This window comes from Paraclostridium bifermentans, assembly GCF_019916025.1.
Taxonomy (GTDB): Bacteria; Bacillota; Clostridia; order Peptostreptococcales; family Peptostreptococcaceae; genus Paraclostridium; species Paraclostridium bifermentans.
In genome coordinates this window covers 2,051,706-2,070,973 of record NZ_CP079737.1, presented here as the reverse complement: position 1 = coordinate 2,070,973, position 19,268 = coordinate 2,051,706, and the positions used below count along the sequence as shown (strand labels likewise).

General features: G+C 27.8%; 19 protein-coding genes and 1 other annotated feature. Of the genes, 13 read left to right on the top strand and 6 right to left on the bottom strand.

Annotation, left to right across the window (positions count from 1 at the left end; all coding sequences use genetic code 11):
• Window positions 1-155 precede the first annotated feature (155 nt).
• Together KXZ80_RS09980 and KXZ80_RS09975 are read left to right on the top strand one after the other, a co-directional pair.
• Window positions 156-2,081, top strand: coding sequence for an OPT family oligopeptide transporter (locus KXZ80_RS09980; protein ID WP_021433334.1), 1,926 nt, complete (start codon window positions 156-158; stop codon window positions 2,079-2,081).
• On the top strand, window positions 2,071-2,415 hold the full coding sequence (locus KXZ80_RS09975; protein ID WP_021433333.1) for a PqqD family protein: 345 nt from the start codon (window positions 2,071-2,073) through the stop codon (window positions 2,413-2,415). Before KXZ80_RS09980 ends, KXZ80_RS09975 begins: the two co-directional genes overlap by 11 nt.
• A gap of 50 nt (window positions 2,416-2,465) precedes the next feature.
• On the opposite strand, the gene KXZ80_RS09970 is transcribed toward KXZ80_RS09975, so the two are convergent.
• The gene (locus tag KXZ80_RS09970; protein ID WP_021433332.1) at window positions 2,466-3,071 is read right to left on the bottom strand and encodes a superoxide dismutase; all 606 of its coding nucleotides are present in this window, start codon (window positions 3,069-3,071) and stop codon (window positions 2,466-2,468) included.
• A gap of 231 nt (window positions 3,072-3,302) precedes the next feature.
• On the opposite strand from KXZ80_RS09970, the gene KXZ80_RS09965 reads away from it, so the two are divergent.
• Both KXZ80_RS09965 and KXZ80_RS09960 read left to right on the top strand, forming a co-directional pair.
• Window positions 3,303-4,016, top strand: a complete 714-nt coding sequence (locus KXZ80_RS09965; protein WP_021433331.1) for a M48 family metallopeptidase — start codon at window positions 3,303-3,305, stop codon at window positions 4,014-4,016.
• A gap of 64 nt (window positions 4,017-4,080) precedes the next feature.
• Window positions 4,081-4,333, top strand: a binding site (T-box leader).
• Between the two features lie 83 nt (window positions 4,334-4,416).
• A complete protein-coding gene (locus tag KXZ80_RS09960; protein WP_021433330.1) occupies window positions 4,417-5,730 on the top strand; it encodes a Na+/H+ antiporter NhaC family protein in 1,314 nt (437 codons plus the stop codon).
• An 82-nt stretch (window positions 5,731-5,812) separates the two neighbouring features.
• On the opposite strand, the gene KXZ80_RS09955 is transcribed toward KXZ80_RS09960, so the two are convergent.
• Entirely contained in the window at window positions 5,813-6,160 is a 348-nt protein-coding gene (locus KXZ80_RS09955; protein ID WP_021433329.1) for a hypothetical protein, read from the bottom strand.
• 200 nt (window positions 6,161-6,360) lie between these two features.
• Between KXZ80_RS09955 and KXZ80_RS09950 the strand changes: the two genes are divergently transcribed.
• The 7 genes from KXZ80_RS09950 to KXZ80_RS09920 all read left to right on the top strand — a co-directional run bounded on the left by KXZ80_RS09950 (window position 6,361) and on the right by KXZ80_RS09920 (window position 13,316).
• Window positions 6,361-6,579 carry a FeoA family protein gene (locus KXZ80_RS09950; protein WP_021433328.1) on the top strand — a complete coding sequence of 73 codons (219 nt, stop codon included), beginning with the start codon at window positions 6,361-6,363 and terminating at the stop codon, window positions 6,577-6,579.
• A 20-nt stretch (window positions 6,580-6,599) separates the two neighbouring features.
• A complete protein-coding gene (feoB, locus tag KXZ80_RS09945) occupies window positions 6,600-8,504 on the top strand; it encodes a ferrous iron transport protein B (protein ID WP_021433327.1) in 1,905 nt (634 codons plus the stop codon).
• A gap of 17 nt (window positions 8,505-8,521) precedes the next feature.
• Window positions 8,522-8,845 carry a DUF2325 domain-containing protein gene (locus KXZ80_RS09940; RefSeq protein ID WP_021433326.1) on the top strand — a complete coding sequence of 108 codons (324 nt, stop codon included), beginning with the start codon at window positions 8,522-8,524 and terminating at the stop codon, window positions 8,843-8,845.
• Between the two features lie 212 nt (window positions 8,846-9,057).
• Window positions 9,058-9,195, top strand: a complete 138-nt coding sequence (locus KXZ80_RS09935) for a hypothetical protein (RefSeq protein ID WP_021433325.1) — start codon at window positions 9,058-9,060, stop codon at window positions 9,193-9,195.
• A gap of 256 nt (window positions 9,196-9,451) precedes the next feature.
• The gene (locus KXZ80_RS09930; RefSeq protein WP_021433324.1) at window positions 9,452-10,153 is read left to right on the top strand and encodes a response regulator transcription factor; all 702 of its coding nucleotides are present in this window, start codon (window positions 9,452-9,454) and stop codon (window positions 10,151-10,153) included.
• A complete protein-coding gene (locus KXZ80_RS09925; protein WP_021433323.1) occupies window positions 10,128-12,290 on the top strand; it encodes a HAMP domain-containing sensor histidine kinase in 2,163 nt (720 codons plus the stop codon). The genes KXZ80_RS09930 and KXZ80_RS09925 overlap by 26 nt, the downstream gene beginning before the upstream one ends.
• 348 nt (window positions 12,291-12,638) lie before the next feature.
• Window positions 12,639-13,316 (top strand): YczE/YyaS/YitT family protein, encoded by a 678-nt coding sequence (locus KXZ80_RS09920; protein WP_021433322.1) that lies wholly within the window; start codon window positions 12,639-12,641, stop codon window positions 13,314-13,316.
• A gap of 62 nt (window positions 13,317-13,378) precedes the next feature.
• Here KXZ80_RS09920 and KXZ80_RS09915 read toward each other — a convergent pair whose 3' ends face one another.
• Window positions 13,379-13,819 (bottom strand): hypothetical protein, encoded by a 441-nt coding sequence (locus KXZ80_RS09915; RefSeq protein WP_021433321.1) that lies wholly within the window; start codon window positions 13,817-13,819, stop codon window positions 13,379-13,381.
• Window positions 13,820-13,894: 75 nt separating this feature from the next.
• Between KXZ80_RS09915 and KXZ80_RS09910 the strand changes: the two genes are divergently transcribed.
• Window positions 13,895-15,013, top strand: a complete 1,119-nt coding sequence (locus KXZ80_RS09910; protein ID WP_021433320.1) for a serine/threonine-protein kinase — start codon at window positions 13,895-13,897, stop codon at window positions 15,011-15,013.
• A gap of 90 nt (window positions 15,014-15,103) precedes the next feature.
• Window positions 15,104-15,514 (top strand): FxLYD domain-containing protein, encoded by a 411-nt coding sequence (locus tag KXZ80_RS09905; protein WP_021433319.1) that lies wholly within the window; start codon window positions 15,104-15,106, stop codon window positions 15,512-15,514.
• A gap of 81 nt (window positions 15,515-15,595) precedes the next feature.
• Here the strand turns inward: KXZ80_RS09905 and gltS are convergent, their stop codons facing one another.
• The 3 genes from gltS to KXZ80_RS09890 form a co-directional block, all read right to left on the bottom strand.
• Window positions 15,596-16,861 carry a sodium/glutamate symporter gene (gene gltS / locus KXZ80_RS09900; RefSeq protein ID WP_021433318.1) on the bottom strand — a complete coding sequence of 422 codons (1,266 nt, stop codon included), beginning with the start codon at window positions 16,859-16,861 and terminating at the stop codon, window positions 15,596-15,598.
• 176 nt (window positions 16,862-17,037) lie between these two features.
• Window positions 17,038-18,372 (bottom strand): uracil-xanthine permease family protein, encoded by a 1,335-nt coding sequence (locus KXZ80_RS09895; RefSeq protein ID WP_021433317.1) that lies wholly within the window; start codon window positions 18,370-18,372, stop codon window positions 17,038-17,040.
• Window positions 18,373-18,414: 42 nt separating this feature from the next.
• Complete coding sequence (locus KXZ80_RS09890) at window positions 18,415-19,107, bottom strand: cyclase family protein (RefSeq protein WP_021433316.1); 693 nt, start codon at window positions 19,105-19,107, stop codon at window positions 18,415-18,417.
• Window positions 19,108-19,268 lie beyond the last annotated feature (161 nt).

The window sequence follows — 19,268 nt, the reverse complement described above, 5'->3', positions numbered from 1 at the left end:
CTAAATAGTTAGCTCTATTTTTTTGCAAAAAACAGAAAAATCTAAAAAAAATGTCGAATTTGAATAGTTTTAATAAAGTTAAAATTCTAAAAAAGTTAGATTTCAAAATATTGTGGTATAATGAGTTTAATCAAACAAAAGGATGGTGAAATTTAATGAGTAAAAAATTACCTAAAGAGGCTTACGGGGGCGTATCAGGTAAAGATTATGTACCCTATGTAACAGACAAGTCTAAAACAGGTGCAAATATGGCAGTACTTATAATTGGTATTGTTTTAGCAGTTGTTTTTGCAGCGTCTACAGCATACTCAGGTATGAAAGCAGGACTTACAGTTGCAGCTGGTATACCTGGATCTATAATAGGGTCAGCATTTATAGCAGCTTTCGCTAAAGGAAAAGGTATTCTAGGAAAGAATATAGTACAAGGTATGGCAAGTGGTGGAGAATCAGTTGCTAGTGGTATGATATTTGTACTACCTGCTATTTTATTAATAGGTAGCCAAGTGACATTTTTAGAAGGATTTGTTGTAGGAGTAGGTGGAGTTCTATTTGGTATAGGAGTTTCATCACTTGTTTACAATTATTTAATAATTGAAGAACATGGAAAGCTTATGTATCCAGAATCAATGGCTATATGCGAGACACTTGTAGCATCAGATGCAGGTGGAGACTCAATGAAATACATGGGAATTGGATTTGGAATAAGTGGTATTATAACAGTATTAACAGGATCATTCTTAAATGTAGCTAACAATGTAATAAGTTTTATAGGTGATAAGTTTTATAAGTGTAAATTTGAAGTAGAGGTTAACCCACTACTTTTAGGTATAGGATTTATAGTAGGTCTTGAAGTTGCATTAACTATGTTTGCAGGATCGTTATTATCTCACTTTGGAATAATGCCTTTAATAGGATACTTCACTGATTTAGCAGGAGAAGGAGCTAAAGTATGGAACGATCCTTCAATGCCTATCAATCAAATGGGTGTAAATGATATAGCTGGTAACTATGTAAAATACATAGGAGCTGGTATGATGCTTTGCGGAGGTATAATAGGAGCAATAAAACTTATACCAACTATAATAGCATCTGTTAAAGAAACAATGAATGCTAAATCTTCATCAGCTGATGGAGAAGGAAGTACTGCTCTTCAAACAATGATATTATTAGGCGGAATAGTAGTTGCAGTTATAGGTGCATTTTTAATTTCAGGAAGCATAGTAATGGCAATTGTTGGAGCAATAGTTTCAATAGTTTTAGCTGCACTATTTGTTATAGTTGCAGGACGTTTAACAGGAACAATAGGAACATCAAACTTACCAGTATCTGGTATGACAATAGCATCTTTAGTTATAGCAACACTAGTATTTGTTATAATGGGATGGAGTGGACAAGCAGATAATAAATCATTATTATTATTTGGTACATTTATAGTTGTATCTATATCAATAGCTGGAGGATACAACCAATCTCAAAAAGTTACTTACATAATAGGTGGTAATAAAAGTGAAATGCAAAAATATTTTGCAATAGCAGGTATAGTAGGTGTAATAGTTGTTGTTGGTACAACAATATTACTTTCTAACCAACTTGTAGTTACAGGGGATAATCCTCCATTTGCATTACCTCAAGCAAACTTAATATCAACACTTACTTCAGGAATAATGTCAGGGCAATTACCTTGGGTTATGATAATTGTTGGAGTGTTTATGGCAATAGTTTTATACTTCTTAGATTTACCAATAATGACAGTTGCAATAGGATTCTACTTACCAATAGCAACAACTTCTATAATATTAATAGGAGCATTAATTCGTGTATTTGTTGAAAAAACTTCTAAAGAAGAAAAAGAAAAAGAAGTTAAAGTTTCAAATGGTATAAGTTTATCATCAGGACTTGTAGCAGGAGGATCTATAATCGGTCTAATAGGTATAATACTACAAGTATCAGGTGTTATAAAAAGTGCAGGACCAAGTGGATTTGCATCTGGAAATATGATGGCAATAATACTTTTAATAGTATTAGTAGGACTTACTGCATGGCCAATAATAACATCTAAGGTAAAAAATAATGAAAAATAATGAAGAAGTTTTAAATTTAGTTTTTAAAAAAAGTGAGAATATTGAATATGAAGTAAGTTCTGATGGTATAGTCACTATACTTGAAAAACAAGATCATAAGGTTCAGAACTTTTTTAGAAAATTAAAATTTAAAATTCCTATGTATAAAAAGATGGAATTAGATGAATATGGCAGTTTTATATTCTTACAAATTGATGGTAAAAAAAATGTAGAAGAATTAGGAATAAAATTAGAAGGAAAGTATGGAGAAGAATCACACCCTCTGTATGAGAGATTACTTTTATTTTTAAATCACATTGATGTTAACTGTCATTATATTGAAAAAATTGATTAAAAAAGAAGAGGATATCTTAATATTTACTATTAAGATATCCTCTTTTTATATTATGAATTGTAAAGATTTGAAACTTTTTTCCAATCTATTATATTCCATATGTTATTTACATAGTCAGCTCTAAGATTTTGATATTTTAGATAATAAGCATGCTCCCAAACATCAATTGTAAGGATAGGGACTAAACCATCTTGAAGGTTTGTGTCTTGGTTTGATGTAGATTTTATAAATAAATTTTTATTTCTATCCATAAGTAAAGATGCATAACCTGATCCAAATTGTGCTATAGCTTTTTTACTTAATTCATCCTTTAAATTGTCAACATTTCCAAAAGTTTGGTTTATTTTTTCTAGTAAGTTACCTTCTGGAACTAGAGAAGCTTTAGGAGATAGAATTGAAAAATATAAGTTGTGATTATAAACCCCACCACCTTGGTTTATAACTCCTTGTCTAATTTCTTCTGGTAAGTCAGACACATTTTTTAGCAATTCCTCTAAACTTTTTCCATCAAAAATATCTTCATAGCCTTTTAAAAGGTTATTTAAATTATTTACATAAGTTTGTAGATGTTTACCATAGTGTATCTCTACAGTTTTAGCATCTATATATGGTTCTAATTCATTGAATTTATATCCTAACTCTATTTTATCATACATTTAAAACACCCCTTTTTATTAGTATAATATATATATTCCCTTAAGTTCAATATATAAACTAATTTAATAAAAATAATCATTATCATTTTTGAAAATAAGTTTTAGCAATATTAAAATTTTACTTTTTCTGATATTTATGTAATTATATTATTAAATTAAACAAATTAGAAAATTATATTTTTAGAATTAATAATTGGTAACAATTAAAAAATAGTTGTCAGGAGATAAGTTATGGAAGTGACATTCATGCATAAAAATAGAGAAATAAAATTTAATATAATTTATAGAAAAAGGAAAACGATGAGTCTGGAAATTAAAAAAGATGGGATTATTAATGTAATTGCGCCTAATGGGTTGGACAAAACCTTTATAGTTGATAAAGTAAAAAATAAATCTGATTGGATAATAAAAAAATTAGACGAAATTGAAGTTCTAAATAATAATCGATATATAAGAAGTTATGAGAGTGGAGATATATTTTTATATTTAGGTAAGGAGTACATATTAGAAGTTTTGGTAGATAAAAGCATAATTGGAACTAGTGTTAGTTTAGAAAATAATAAATTAATAGTTAGATCAAACTCCAATAATAAAGATGTTATACAACGTGCTTTAAAAAATTGGTATACTGATGAAACATTAGGTATTGTTAAAGAAAGAATAAACTATTATAATCCCTTTTTTGTAGATACAGTAACCGCTATAAAAATTAAAGATCAGAAGTCAAGATGGGCTAGTTGTACTTATAAAAATGAAATACTATTTAATTTAAGATGCTCTATGATGCCTATACAAATAATTGATTATATAGTTATACATGAAATGTGCCATATGGAGCATAGAAACCATTCTAAGGACTTTTATTTAGCTGTGGAAAGAATTTTACCGGATTATAAGGAAAGAATTAAATGGTTAAAAAATAATGGAATACGAATGAATTTTTAGAAAATTCTATAAAAATAGTTGACAAAGTATAATAAAGTGTATAATATGTAAAATATAAACAAAATTAAAGGCGAAGAAAAGGAAAGTAACTTTAAGAATACTTTTACAGAGAGCTTTTGTTGGTGAGAAAAAGCAAAGGATATTAAAGTGAAAATGGCCTTGGAGCTGTGTACCGAGATCTTTATGATTTAGGCTACAACGGGTTCACCCGTTACAGTGATAGAGTATAACCAAAATTTTGGCGTACTTGATGAGGTTTGTATTGCGAAATACAAATAAATTAGGATGGTAACACGAATTCAACTCTCGTTCCTAAGATTAAGTTCTTAGGGTCGGGAGTTTTTTTATTCCCAAAATTGAGGTTATGTTAAAACAATAAAAAATGAAGGGAGATTAAACAATGAAAAAAGAAGTAAAAAGAGGTAATCCATTAGCTTTATTACCATTAGGTGTATTTTTAGTATTGTTTGTAGGAAGTGGAATTATAACTGGAGATTTTTATAAGATGCCAGCATTAGTAGCTTTCTTAATAGCAGGAGGTATAGCTTTATTATTTAATAAAAAAGAAAATTTAGAAACTAAGATGAATGTATTTTGTAAAGGTGCAGGAGATACAAATATTATATTAATGGTTATTATATTTTTATTAGCTGGAGCTTTTTCAAGTGTAGCAAAGGCTATGGGTGGGGTTGACTCAACTGTAAATTTAAGTTTATCAATATTACCATCAAATCTTTTAGTGGCAGGATTATTTATTATAGGATGTTTTATATCAATATCTATGGGAACATCAGTTGGAACTATAGCTGCATTAGCACCGATTGCTCTAGGTGTAGCTCAAAAAACTGGTATTCCAGTTCCGTTAGTAATAGGGGCAGTTGTTGGAGGAGCTATGTTTGGAGATAACCTATCGATGATATCAGATACAACAATAGCAGCTGTAAGAACACAGGGATGTGAGTTAAAAGATAAATTTAAAATGAACTTTTTAATAGTATTACCAGCAGCTATTGCAACAGCTATAATTTTAACAGTAGTAACACTTGGATATGGGAATGTAGCAACTCAATCTTATGAGTATGATATTATAAAAGTTTTACCTTATATATTAGTTCTAGCAGGAGCTTTAATCGGTGTAAATGTATTTGTTTTACTTGGGAGTGGAATATTATTTGCAGGAGCTGTAGGAATATTTTCTAATTCATTTGGTATTTTAGGGTTTATAGGTGCTATATCAGAAGGCTTAGGTGGAATGTATGAACTAAGTTTATTAGTAATTGTAGTTGGCGGAGTTGTATCATTAATTAAGTTTAATGGGGGAATTGATTATATACTACATTTCATAACTAGCAAAATAAAAAGTAAGAAAGGTGCAGAGTTTGGAATAGCAGCATTAGTAAGTGTTATAGACTTATGTACTGCTAATAACACAATAGCAATTGTAACAGCGGGACCTCTAGCAAAAGATATAGCCGAAAAATATGATATAGATCCAAGAAAAACAGCTAGTATATTAGATATATTTTCATCATGTTGGCAAGGTGTAATACCTTATGGAGCTCAGTTGTTAACAGCAGCAGGGATAGCGGGAATATCACCAGTTGAAATAATAAAATATCTTTATTATCCAGGATTAATGTTTATTTGTGGAATAGCAGCAATTACTTTTTCACAAGTTGTAGTGAAAAAAAGTAGTTTAAAAGAAAATATATAAATTAGAATAAAATTATAAAAAGAAGTTAGCACATAAAATTACTTATATTGTGCTAACTTCTTTTTAATTTTCATTATAAAAATTATATTTTAGTTAATATAATGGTATCATTTTTGAATTTAATATTATAATCAGCAAATATAACTAAAGTTTCATGAAGTCCGACACTTGAAATAACACCCATTCCTTGTAAAAATGAAATATTAGCCATGCCAGCAATCATAGGGGCAAATCCTATAGAGCCCATAAAGGCTGAATCAGCACTTTTATTTCTTAAGCTGTATTTACATCTATTTCTATCAGAATCTTTTATATTTACGTTATCAAGAACTTTTAATCCTTTTACAATTCTTTTATCAGTTACAGTAATTTTGTTTTCTCTATTTTTTAAAGCTAAATCTAATTCAAATTTTGTATCTGCTGTATGCATAAAAAATTTCCTTTCTAAAATGTAAAATTATAATAATATTATAGCATGAATGTATATACAAGCTAACAAGTAAATTAAAAAAATATTAAAAGTTATTGAAAATCATTATCAAGAGTGGTATTATTTAAATGTGTGATAATTGTTTTCAAATGAAATGTGAAAATAGATGAAAAATAATCTTAAAAAGGGGAGATGGTTTCGTGAGTGTAAATAAACTTTCGATAGGAAATAGCGCAATAGTCGATTATGTATTTGGTGAAAATGATTTTACTAAAAGGCTATTAGCTTTAGGCTGTATAGAAGGGACTAAAATTACTGTGAAAAAAGTAGCTCCATTAGGAGACCCAATTATAGTAAATTTTAGAGGGTTTGATATAGCTTTAAGAAAAAAAGAAGCTGAATATATAAAAATAAAATAGCATTACAGGGGGATTTAATTATGATTAATGTAGCATTGGTTGGTAATCCTAATGTTGGGAAAACGACTGTATTTAATGCAATAACTGGTCTTAGTCAAAAAGTTGGGAATTGGCCGGGAGTTACGATAGAAAAAAGAGAAGGGCATTTTGGAAAAAATATAAATATTGTAGATTTACCAGGAATTTATGCAATGGATACTTTTTCTAATGAAGAAAAAATATCTAAAAACTACTTAGATGAAGAAAATGTTGATGTAATAGTAAATGTAGTTGATGCAGCTAATTTATCAAGAAACTTATACTTAACAACGCAGCTTATGAAATATAACAAGCCCATAGTGATAATTTTAAATATGGTAGATATGGCAAATTCAAAGGGCATAAAAATTGATCATGAAAAGCTTGAAAAAGAACTTGGAGTAAAGATAGTTCCTATGATAGCAAAGAAAAAAGTTAATGGTGATATTCTTGAAAAAATAATTTTAGAGAGTTCTAAATCGTTAGTTATATATAAAGAATATCCACATGAAGAATATAAGACCTATAAAGAATTAGAAAAATCATTAAGTAAATGTATAAGAACTGAAAATGACAATAAGAAAAATTTAAGTGATAAAATTGATGACATAGTTTTAAATCCTATACTGGCGTATCCAATATTTATAGGACTATTATATACCTTATTTAAATTTACTTTTGATTGGGTAGGAGGACCATTACAAGAATTTTCAGCAGGAGCAATAGAAACGTACATACAAGGACCTGTAAGTGAGTTGATAGCAAATTCAAGTCCGTGGTTTTATTCTTTAATAGTAGATGGAATTATAGGTGGTCTTGGTGGAGCACTACCATTTTTCCCATTAATATTTGTACTATTTTTAGGTATAACACTACTTGAAGATAGTGGGTATATGTCAAGGATAGCATTTTTAATGGATAAAGTTATGGCAAAAGTTGGACTATCAGGAAAAACGTTTATTCCTATGGTTATGGGTCTTGGATGTTCTTCACCCGCTATAATGGCAACGAGAACATTAGATAGTGAACAAGATAGAAAAATAACTGCTCTTATAGCTCCATTAATGACTTGTGGAGCGAAGTTACCTATATATGCAATGTTTGTTTCTATATTTTTCCCTAAAAATGCAGCTTTAGTTACAACATCTCTATATTTAATAGGAATAATAGTAGCTATCTTTGTAGCTTTATTCATAACTAGAAGTCAAAACTCATACTCAACTTCACCGTTTATAATAGAACTTCCAAAGTATTCTATGCCTACAGTTAGACAGTTACTTAAAAATACTTGGAATAAATCAAAAGGATTTTTAATAAGGGTGTGTACTATAATGTTTGCAATGTCTATTGTTATATGGGCATTATCATCATTTAATTTTAGTGGATTTACATCTGAAATAAATGAAAGCTTTTTAGCAACTCTTGGAGGACTAGTAGCGCCTATATTTGCGCCGCTTGGGTTTGGAGATTGGAGAGCAGGAGTTTCTATATTAACTGGACTTTCAGCTAAAGAAATAGTTGTCGCTACAATGGAAATTTTATATGGAGATCTAAATACGGTTCTTCCTACAATGTTTACAACTGTAACTGCATATGGATTCTTAGTGTTTAGTGCGCTTTACACTCCTTGTATAGCAGCACTTGCAACTATGCAAAAAGAGTATGGGACTAAGATGACTTTAGTATCATTTTTATATCAATTCTTTATTGCATGGGTAGGAGCGTTTTATGTATACCAAATAGGTACATTAATTACTACAGGATTTGTTATTGAAAATATAATGGCACTAATTATAGGAACTATAATTATATTTGCAATAGGAATGATTATATTTAAAAAACTACAAAAAACAAATTTAAATAAAGAAGTAGATGTAAAATCTAAGCTAAAAGCTGTTATTCAATAAAGGAAGAAGGTGAACTTATGAGTGTGCTAGTTTTAGGTGGACATGAATGTATGGAGAAAGATTATAAAAGCCTTTTACGTGAAAAAGGTTATAACACGAAAATATATACAAAAATGCCATCAGGTCTTAAAAAAAGAATAGGAAATCCAGATGCTATAGTTTTATTAATGTCAACAATATCTCACAGTATGGCAGAACTTGCAATAAGAGATGCTAAAAGAAAAAAGATACCTGTTATAAAAGTTAAAAACAGTAGTAAAGAAGCTTTTTATGACTGTATAAAAGATATTGATAAATGTATCGGAGATTGTAGTCAATGTAACTTAAAATGTAGAAGCTAGTCAATATGACTAGCTTTTTATTTTTGGCTATAATTACAAAAATCATACACTTAATATGGAATTTAATAAGTTAGCAAATTAAGATAAAGTTAGAAAAAATACTATCTTTTTTCCAATTATTGGTATATTATATAAAATATAATTATAAAACAATCTATAAATTAGGGAAAATATAGATTGTTTTTACGTATTTTAATTAGGGAGATGGTTTTATGAATAAGAAAAAATTAGTTATAGGAATAATAATATTTGTACTAATATATGGAATACTTAGTATGGGTATAAAGAAAGATAAGACTGGATTTCATGGAGTTGTTCACTGGGGAGATGAATTTATAAATATTTTTTAATTAAAGAAAATATATACATATCAAAGCTGAAACTTAGTTTAATGGGTTTCAGCTTTTTTTATTATATTATTTAAATAATAAAGTTTAAGTTAAACCTTTAGAAAATCTTTAGATTTATATACTGATTATCTTAAAAATTTAAAGTTATTATATAATTACGATAAAGATAATGAAGGAGGTTTTAAGAAGTTGGTTAAATTAAAAAATACCTTATGATATTATATATATAGAAAAATAATAAAGTGGGGTAGAAATAATGAATTTTAATATTTTAGTTGTAGAAGATGAACAGGATATAGCTTATGCAGTAAAAGCTTATTTAAACAATCAAGGATATAATGTATTTATTGCAAATAATGGGGTTGAAGGATTATGCATATTAGAAAAAGAAACTATTCATTTAAGTATAGTAGATATAATGATGCCTAAAATGGACGGAATCGAGTTTACCATGAAATTAAGAGAAAATCATGATTTTCCAGTCATAATGTTATCTGCAAAATCTGAAGAAATTGATAAAATAACAGGATTAAATATAGGAGCTGATGACTATATTGAAAAACCTTTTAAACCTTTAGAGCTTTTAGCTAGAGTGAATTCTCAACTTAGAAGGTACAGAAAGTTTTTAAATTTAGTTGAAAAAAATATACCAAATGAAAATATACATACTATAGGTGGTTTAGAACTTAATATAAATACAAAGGAAGTTTGTGTTGATGGAAACTTTGTAAAAACAACTCCTATAGAGTTTAAAATACTTACTTTGCTTATGAAAAACCCAGGAAGGGTATTTTCAGCAGATGAAATATATGAGAAAGTATGGAAAGAAAGAGCTGTAAATACAGATACAATAATGGTACATGTAAGGAATATAAGGGAAAAAATAGAAATGAACCCTAAAAATCCAAAATATTTGAAGGTGGTGTGGGGCGTTGGATACAAAATTGAAAAACAATAAACTATATGTAAAATTAATAATTGTAATGACAATATTAATAGCGTCAATAGGAATGGTATTATCTTATCAAAGTATAAAAAAGTATAGTAATCATTTTGGATATAATATATATGAAGATAATAATGATTTCTCAAGAGAGTTAATAGAATCTACATATGGACTTTACTATAAAATTTATGATGAAAATAATGAGAAAACAAGACCATCAGATCTTATGTTAGAGCTAAAGCCTGGTGTAGATACTAATGATGATGAATATAAAAAGGAAACCAGAGATACCTTTAATAGTGAGATAAATGATTTTACTGAAAATTTAAATACAAATTTAAGAAATTTAGATTATTATGTTGTAGATAAGTCTAAAAATTTAACTAAAAAAAGTCCAAGTGGAAATTTAGATTTACTAGATAGTAATGAAAAAAATGCACAAGAAAACTTAAAAGATAAATATGATTTTTATATATCTATTGACTTTGATGATAAAGGAAATATGAAGATTAGTAAGCTACATGGAGCAGATGAAAGAACTATCGAATCTAATTTAAACCAAAATAAAAAACTTTCTGGATATGTAGGAGAAGATATTTATGAATTAAAACCTATAAAAAATATGAAGTTTATATATGGAGTACCTGAAGATTTAAAATATCTGGATAATATACATTATAAAAAAATAAGTGAGCAAGAGCATTCATACACTATGGCTTCTAGGGCTTTTATAAATATAGGAATAACATTTGTTATTTTGGTTGCACTAATTATTCCATATAAGGAAATCAAAGAGTTAAAAATATTTGAAAAAATAACAAAAATACCAGTAGAAGTAGTTGCATATTTGGTTTACCTATCATTTACCTATGCCTACTTAGCATCTGATTTACTTATAATAAAAACAGTAATGAATAAATCAATAATAAGTTTTACTCAATTACAATTTACAACTGATATGAATAATATAATTAATTATTTAATTAACTTGATTTACTGGATAGTTTTATTTACTGTAATGTTTACAGGGGTAATTTTATTAAAACACATTATAAAAACTAAACATACAACATACTTAAAAGACCATTCATTGATTTATAAAGGTACAAAATATATACGTAAGAAATTAAGAAAAACAAAAAAATGGATGTTTGACATAGAGTTAGGAAGAAATAATAAAAAGAAAATAGTATCTTTATTAATTATTAATTTAATTGTAGTGAGCTTAATTTCCTGTACTTGGTTTTTTGGATTGATATTAGTTCCTATATATACTTTAGTTTTATACTTTATTATAAAGAAGAAGTATCTTTCTATAAATAGAGATTACAATAAATTACTAAATATAACTAAAGAGATAGCAAATGGAAACTTAGGTACAAAATTAAATGATGATTTAGGAACTTTTAATGTATTAAAAAATGAGATAGATAATATTCAAATAGGATTTAAAAAAGCTGTAGATGAAGAAGTTAAGAGTCAGAAAATGAAGACAGAATTGATTTCTAATGTAAGTCATGATTTGAAAACTCCATTAACATCTATAATAACTTATGTTGACTTATTAAAAGATGAAAATTTAACAGAAGAAAAACGAAAAATATATATAGATACATTGGATAGAAAATCTGAAAGATTAAGAGTTTTGATAGAAGATTTATTTGAGGTTAGCAAAGTCAATAGCGGTAATGTAAATTTAAATATTATAGATGTAGATGTAGTATCTTTGATGAAACAGACATTAGTAGAAGTGGACGATAAAATAAAAGCTTCAAATTTAAAAATAAGAACAAATTTCTCAGAAGAAAAATTAATATTGAAATTGGATAGTCAAAGAACATTTAGAGTATTTGAAAATCTTTTAATAAATATAAGTAAGTACGCAATGGAGTACTCTAGAGTTTATATTGATATAACAAGTGAATATGACGTTGTAAAAATAAGTTTTAAAAATATGACGGCAGAAGAAATTAATTTTGATGTAGAAGATTTAGTTGAAAGGTTTGTAAGAGGAGATAAATCTAGAAACACAGAAGGTAGTGGATTAGGGCTTGCAATAGCAAAGAGTTTTGTTGAGCTTCAAGGCGGAAGTTTTAATATTAGTACTGATGGAGATTTATTTAAGGTAGTTATAACTTTAAAAAAATAGAATTAAAAATTATTATGGAGCTGTAAATTATGTTTAAATAGTAAGCATGATTTACAGCTCTTAAATTATTAAACTTATATATTTTTAAAATGAATTTTAAAAATATATAAAAAAAATTATTTTAAAAAATTATTTTTAAAAAGAGATTAAAGTATAGTAATATCAAAGGGTTAAAGGTAAGAAAAAAGACAATAAGAAATATTATTACTCATAAGAATGAGCAAAAAATAACAAACTTTATTGACATATTTTTGAAATTATATTATTCTGTAAAAGTCAATAAATCAAGTAACCAAGTAATTAACTTAAAGTCAATTGGAATAGTAGACATACTTAGGGGGTATATGGATGAATAAACTTTTAAGCTCTGTGAAAAGGTTAACATTGTTTTTTATAGGAATGAGTATAATTCAATTTGGAGTAGCTTTATATTTAAAAACAAATATAGGCTCAGATCCATTTACAGTTTTTACACAAGGATTAGCGTGTGCATTAAATAGCATTGGGGTAAACGCTACTACAGGAACTGCGAATAGAATAATCTTAATTGTATTATTTACAATAATATTTTTAGTTCAGAAAAATCATATCAAAATAGGTACTTTAATATGTGTTATTGGAGTTGGGCCAATTATTGATATGGCTGTAAACGTTGTTACATATTTTCCAATTCAACACTATAGTTATATTGGAAAAGTAGTTTTAGTAGGATTAGGATGTTTTATCATAGCTGTAGGATTTTCTATTCTTTCATCTACTAAGGTAGGAATGGCACCAAATGACATAATACCGTTTATTATAAAAGATAAAATGAAGTTAGAATATCGTTGGATAAGAATGGGAATTGATGCTACATTTTTGATTGCAGGGTATTTATTAGGAGGTACAGTAGGTCTTGGAACAGTTATAGCAATGCTTATAACAGGCCCATTTATACAAATATGTCTTCCATATGGAGAAAAATTAGTTAACTTCATTTTAAATGAAGAACCTGTAAGAAATAGTGTTGAGGACTTTAATATATAATAAATAAAAACTCTTTCTTAGTTAAAATGAAATTACTAGGAAAGAGTTTTTTGTTCAGAAAATTAAATATCTAAAAGAGTTTCAAAATTTCTATTATAAAGTAATTCATCAATTTTAGAGATGCTTAGGCTTTTATTAATTCCAAATATTAAAATACTATCTCTAGGATTTTTAGGATATAATTCTCCTACATTTCCTAATTTAAGAGCTTTATTGCTTTCTTCTAAATTTAATTTAGCAGATAAACATAGTTGAATAATTTTATCTCTACTTGGTTTTTTACTTCCGTTTAAAATTTGATATCCATATGTCCTGTCGATTTCAGCATTTTTTATAAGTAAACTCTTGCTTATATTTTTTTCTTTGCATATGCTTTCAAAAAAGCTAGGTAAGCTTAAATCAGAAAAATTTTCTTTGGCAATTTTAATAAACTCATCTAGACAAGATTCATTTTCTATATTATTTAAAACACTCATAAGTTCAACTGTTTTATTATTATTCATATAAATAATTCCACCTCACATATTAATATGATATAATTCTATGGAAATAAAATCAATAAAAGAGGTGCAAAAATATTGAATATAGATGCAGAATACAAGATATCAATATATGAAGAATTAAAATCTATACATAAAAGTAGAAAAAGTGAAATATTTTTAGTTCAAAGTACTTTAGATGAAAAGTTTTATATAAAACGTGTATTAAAAGAGTATACGATAGAAGTATATGAAAATTTAACTCATATAGAAAGTAATAATATGGCTAAAATATATGAAGCTTTTGAATATGAAGATAAATTAATAATAATTGAAGAATTTATAAGTGGAGATACTTTGCAAGAAATTTTAAAAAAAGAGGGAATGATAAGTGAGAATACTGTAGTAAAATACATGATTGAATTATGTAATGCTCTTAAAAAAATTCACAATTTGAACCCTTGCATAATTCATAGAGATATAAAACCTGCTAATATAATGATAAGCAATGATGGAGTATTAAAACTAATAGATTTTGATATAGCAAGACTATACAAATACGGAGAAAATATGGACACGACTCTTTTGGGAACAAAGGGTTATGCATCGCCAGAACAATTTGGATTTGATCAAACAGATTGTAGAAGTGATATATATGCTATTGGCATCATGATGAATGTATTGACTACAGGAAAGCATACAAAAGAAATAGAAAACCATGGGAAATTAAAAGATATAATAAAAAAATGTACGAAAATATCTGCTGATGAAAGATACCAAAGTGTAGAAAATCTAGAAGAAGATTTAAAAGAGTTAATTAATACAAGTTATAAAGAAATAAAAAAAACATATGAGAATAAAAAAATAGATAATGATACAAAGACTTTAAATATTAATACTAAAAAAAGTAACAGCTTATGGGATATATTACCGGGATTTAGATCTAGAAATAAGTTGAATATGATGTTAGCTATTTTATGGTATTTATTTTTAATCACTGGTATAGTTTTCGTAGATAGTACAACAACATTTATAGAAAATATACTTGTAATAGGGTTATTATTATCATTATTTTTATTATACACTAACTTTTTAAATATAAAGAGTAAGTTACCTATGATACGAAGTAAAGAAAGGTATTTTAGTATATTTGGATATATAATTTATAGCTTTATACTTTTTATGATTTTTGGCTTGGGTCTTGAGTTACTGAAATAATAAAAAATGTGTATGCTAATAGCACACCAATAAATTAAATATAAATTTTATAATAAAAACAACAAGTAATTATTTATTGGAGGTTTTATTATGAAAAAAGTTATAGTAGGTATATTAATAGGTATTGTAGTTATTATAGGAGGGTGTGCAGCTATGTTTACAGCTGGAGTGTCTAGCGTGGATAAAGCTGTAAATCAAGTAAAAGAAGATACTGTTAAGAATGATAGCAAAGTTAAAGACTTAGCTAAAGACATGTCTTGGGAAGTAGAAAAAGATCAATTTACTACTAAAATAGTAGGAACATTTGAAAACAAAAGTAATGAAAAAATAGATTATTTACAGTTTGATTATAAATTAATAGATAAAGAAGGAACGGTTATTGAAAGTTCGTTTACTAATGAGACAGACATTATGCCTAAAGAGAAAAGAAAAGTAGAAATATTATGTTCTAAGAATGATTTCGATAAGTATGAAATAACAGCTAAATCAAGTGCATTTTAATAAAAAAGAGTTGCCTTTAATTAAAGGCAACTCTTTTTTATTTTAAGAAAATTAAATTTATATTATCATGTAATTAAAATTTTATGATAGCATATTTATAAACATTATTATAGTAGGGATTGCAACTAGATCAATTAAAATGGCACATACAATTGGTATTGTAAAAAATGCTTTCTCTGAGTACCCATATCTACTACATATTGAATTCAAGTTAGCAAGTGCATTTGGAGTAGCACCAAGTTCATGACCTATAAATCCTCCAACCATTACTGCCGCATCATAATCCTTACCTAATAATTTAAACATTACAAATACAGTGAATAAAATTATAAATAATACTTGCATTAAAACTATAATCAACATAGGTAATCCAAGTGTTTTTAACTCCCAAAGTTTAATACTCATAAGGGCCATCGTTAAAAATAAATTTAAACTTATATCACCTAAAAGTTCGAAACATGAATAGTCAACATCTATAAATTTAAATTTATCATTACTATTTCTGAATAATATAGCAACCAAAATACCACCCACATACTCAGGTAATGAATAACCTGTTATTTTACCTATAAAATTGCTAACAACATACCCTAATGACATACATGTCGTTAATATACAGATATGTTTAATAAATTCTGAAGAATCCAATTTTGATGATATTTTAGAATCGGATGCTACCGCAATTTCACTATTCATATCGTCTTCAATTTCGCTATGATTATGTAAGTTGTTTGAAAGAGAATCATTTGGTTTTAATTTATACTTCTCAATTAAAAATTTGGATGTTGGAGCCCCTACAAATCCACCACAAATAAGTCCTAATGTTGCAGCAGCAAGACCTATGGTGTTAGCGCCTACAACTCCCATTGATTCTAAAGTTGGACCAAAAGTTGCACTAGTTCCATGTCCACCACCCATAGATATGGCACCGCACATAAGACCAAGCAATGGGTCAAGTCCTGTTAATAATGCTCCTAATAACCCTATAATATTTTGAGAAAATATAAGTATTATACAAAATATCCAGTAAATCAGTACAGACTTGCCTCCCTTTTTAATAAGGCTAAAACTTGCTCCTATACCTACGGTAGTAAAGAAAGCAACCATAAATGTAGATTGTAAACCAGTGTCCAATACAATAGTTAATATATTAAATTGATTAAGTAAAAAAACTAAAAGTGCAAAAAATATACCGCCTATAACTGGACCAGGTATACAGAGTCTATCTAAAATTGAGATTCGTCTTTTTACTATTTTTCCTAAAATTATTAAAAAACATGTTAATGCAATCGTAGCAGCGATGTTTAAATTAAGATTAAGGATTCCGTTAATTTTGTAAAGTTCCATCAAATCACTCCTTATTTAATTTAGTTAGATATTAGATTATTATACTATAAAATGATGTAAAATGTAAATACAATTTAAACAATTCTTAAATTTCTTAATAAAATTTTAATTGAATGTAAAAAAAAATAACTATCTTTTAAAGTTGAATAGTTATTTCAATTAATTTTATATTGTACTTACTCAGTATCTTTTAAAAGTATATTTAGCATTACTGCAAATATAGTTCCTGTGCTTATTCCTGAACCAAATAATAATTTCAAAGATTCAGGTAAAACTGTTAAAAGCTCAGGTCTTGTAGTTATTCCAAGTCCAAGAGCTATAGAAACAGATATTATAATTAAGTTTCTATTATTTATATTAACTTTGCTTAATGTTTTTATTCCGCTAGCAGCAACAACTCCGAACATTACTATTCCAGCTCCACCTAAAACAGGGCTAGGTATAGATGCAACTAGAGCTCCCAATTTTGGGAATATTCCAAGTAACATCATAATTACTCCTGATATTATAACCACATGTCGACTTGCGACTTTAGTGATAGGAATAAGACCGATATTTTGACTAAATGTAGTATTAGGGCATACTCCGAAAAAACCAGCTAAAAAGCTACCTAGACCGTCAGCCAATACTCCTTTACTTAATTGTTCACTAGAAGTTTTAATATCTGAAGCTTCACCTATTGCGATTAAACAACCTACAGTTTCTATAGTAGTTACTAGATAAGCTATAATAAATGGAGCAACTCCAGCTAGGCTAAACTTTATTCCATGCTCTAAGATTACAGGTATTCCAGGCAAACCTATCCAACTTGCTTCTTTTATAGGTGTAAAATCAACCAATCCAATAGGGATACACGCTAAGTAACCTACAAACATTCCTATCAAAATTGAAGAACTGCTAAGAACTCCTTTACCATATATATTAAACCCTACGACTATAACCATAACCATTAAAGCTATACAAATGTTTGTAATACTTCCATAAGTAGGAGAACCAATACCTCCAGCACACCAATCCATAGAAACAGGAACAAGTGTAAGTCCTATTAAAGTAACAACAGTACCTGTAACAACAGGTGGGAAAAATTTCATAAGAGGTTTTATAAATCTACTCAAAATCATTTCTATAAAGGAACCAAGTATGGTAGCACCAAATATTCCTGCAAGACCCATAGAAGTACCAACTGTTATTGCGGGTCCTACAAATGTAAAAGATGTACCCATAATACAAGGAAGTTTAGCTCCAATTTTGTAAATACCTCTTGCTTGGATGATAGTTGCAAGACCTGCTACAAATATTGTAGCACTAACTAACATAGCTGTAGTTCTAACATCAACACCTATTGCAGGACCTATGACCAAAGGAACTGCAACAATTCCACCAAAAGCTGCAACTATATGTTGAAAACCAAGAAGGATTGAAAGTTGCAAATTTGGTCTATCTTCTATTCTATATAGTAATCCTGAGTTATTTTGATTTTTAATCTTTTGAGAAGAACTATTTTCACTCATAAATTCTCCTCCTAATATAAATTTTGCTGCTAGCTACAAGAATTAATCTTCCAAAAGAGCAATGGCTCTTATTGGGGACCCAGAACCTTCTCTAATTTTAAGTGGTAATCCGAAATATAAAAATCTTTTACCCACTAATTGATCAAGATTACAAAGATTTTCTGTGTTGGTTATATCATACTCTCCACATACTAAATGTCCTGAAAAATTTAAGTCTTTTGGATGGTCAATTGCAGGAGCATCAACTCCTATATTAACTACTCCAGATGTTGCTAGGTACTTAGCTGCATCATAACTAAGCCCAGAATATTCAGTTTGCCACTTATCTGTGTTAAAATTTCTGTCATAATGACCAGTGTACATTAGCAATATATCGCCTTTTTCAATTTGAAGTTTAGATTCTTTTAAGGAAATTTCTATATCCTTAATTTCAATATACCTACTATAAGGAATATTGTTTAAGTCTATACAAATAGCACTTCCAAAAAAATACTCAAGAGGCATATTTTCTATAGTCTTACCACTGGATTTATATTCCCATACAGCATCAGAATGAGTACCACCATGTTCACTTATAAGTAAATTTCTAGCAGAAAATCCTAAAGTTTTACTTCCGGTTCTTTTCATATTTTCTTCATGAGTCATATTTGTCATTATAAAGGTAGGTTGATGCATTGGGAAAACAGACATACCTTGATAAATTTCTTGTGACAAATCAATTACTTTCAACCCCATTAAAACACCTCCTTAAAAACTTTATTTAATAAGTTATATTCACAATAGCTAGAAAATATAATTTATAAACAAGTGTAAATAAAAAAATTAGAAAACTTACTTTAAACTGCAGAAAAATTCAATAGATAAAAATTAATCATAAGTTTGGATAAATGAAGATT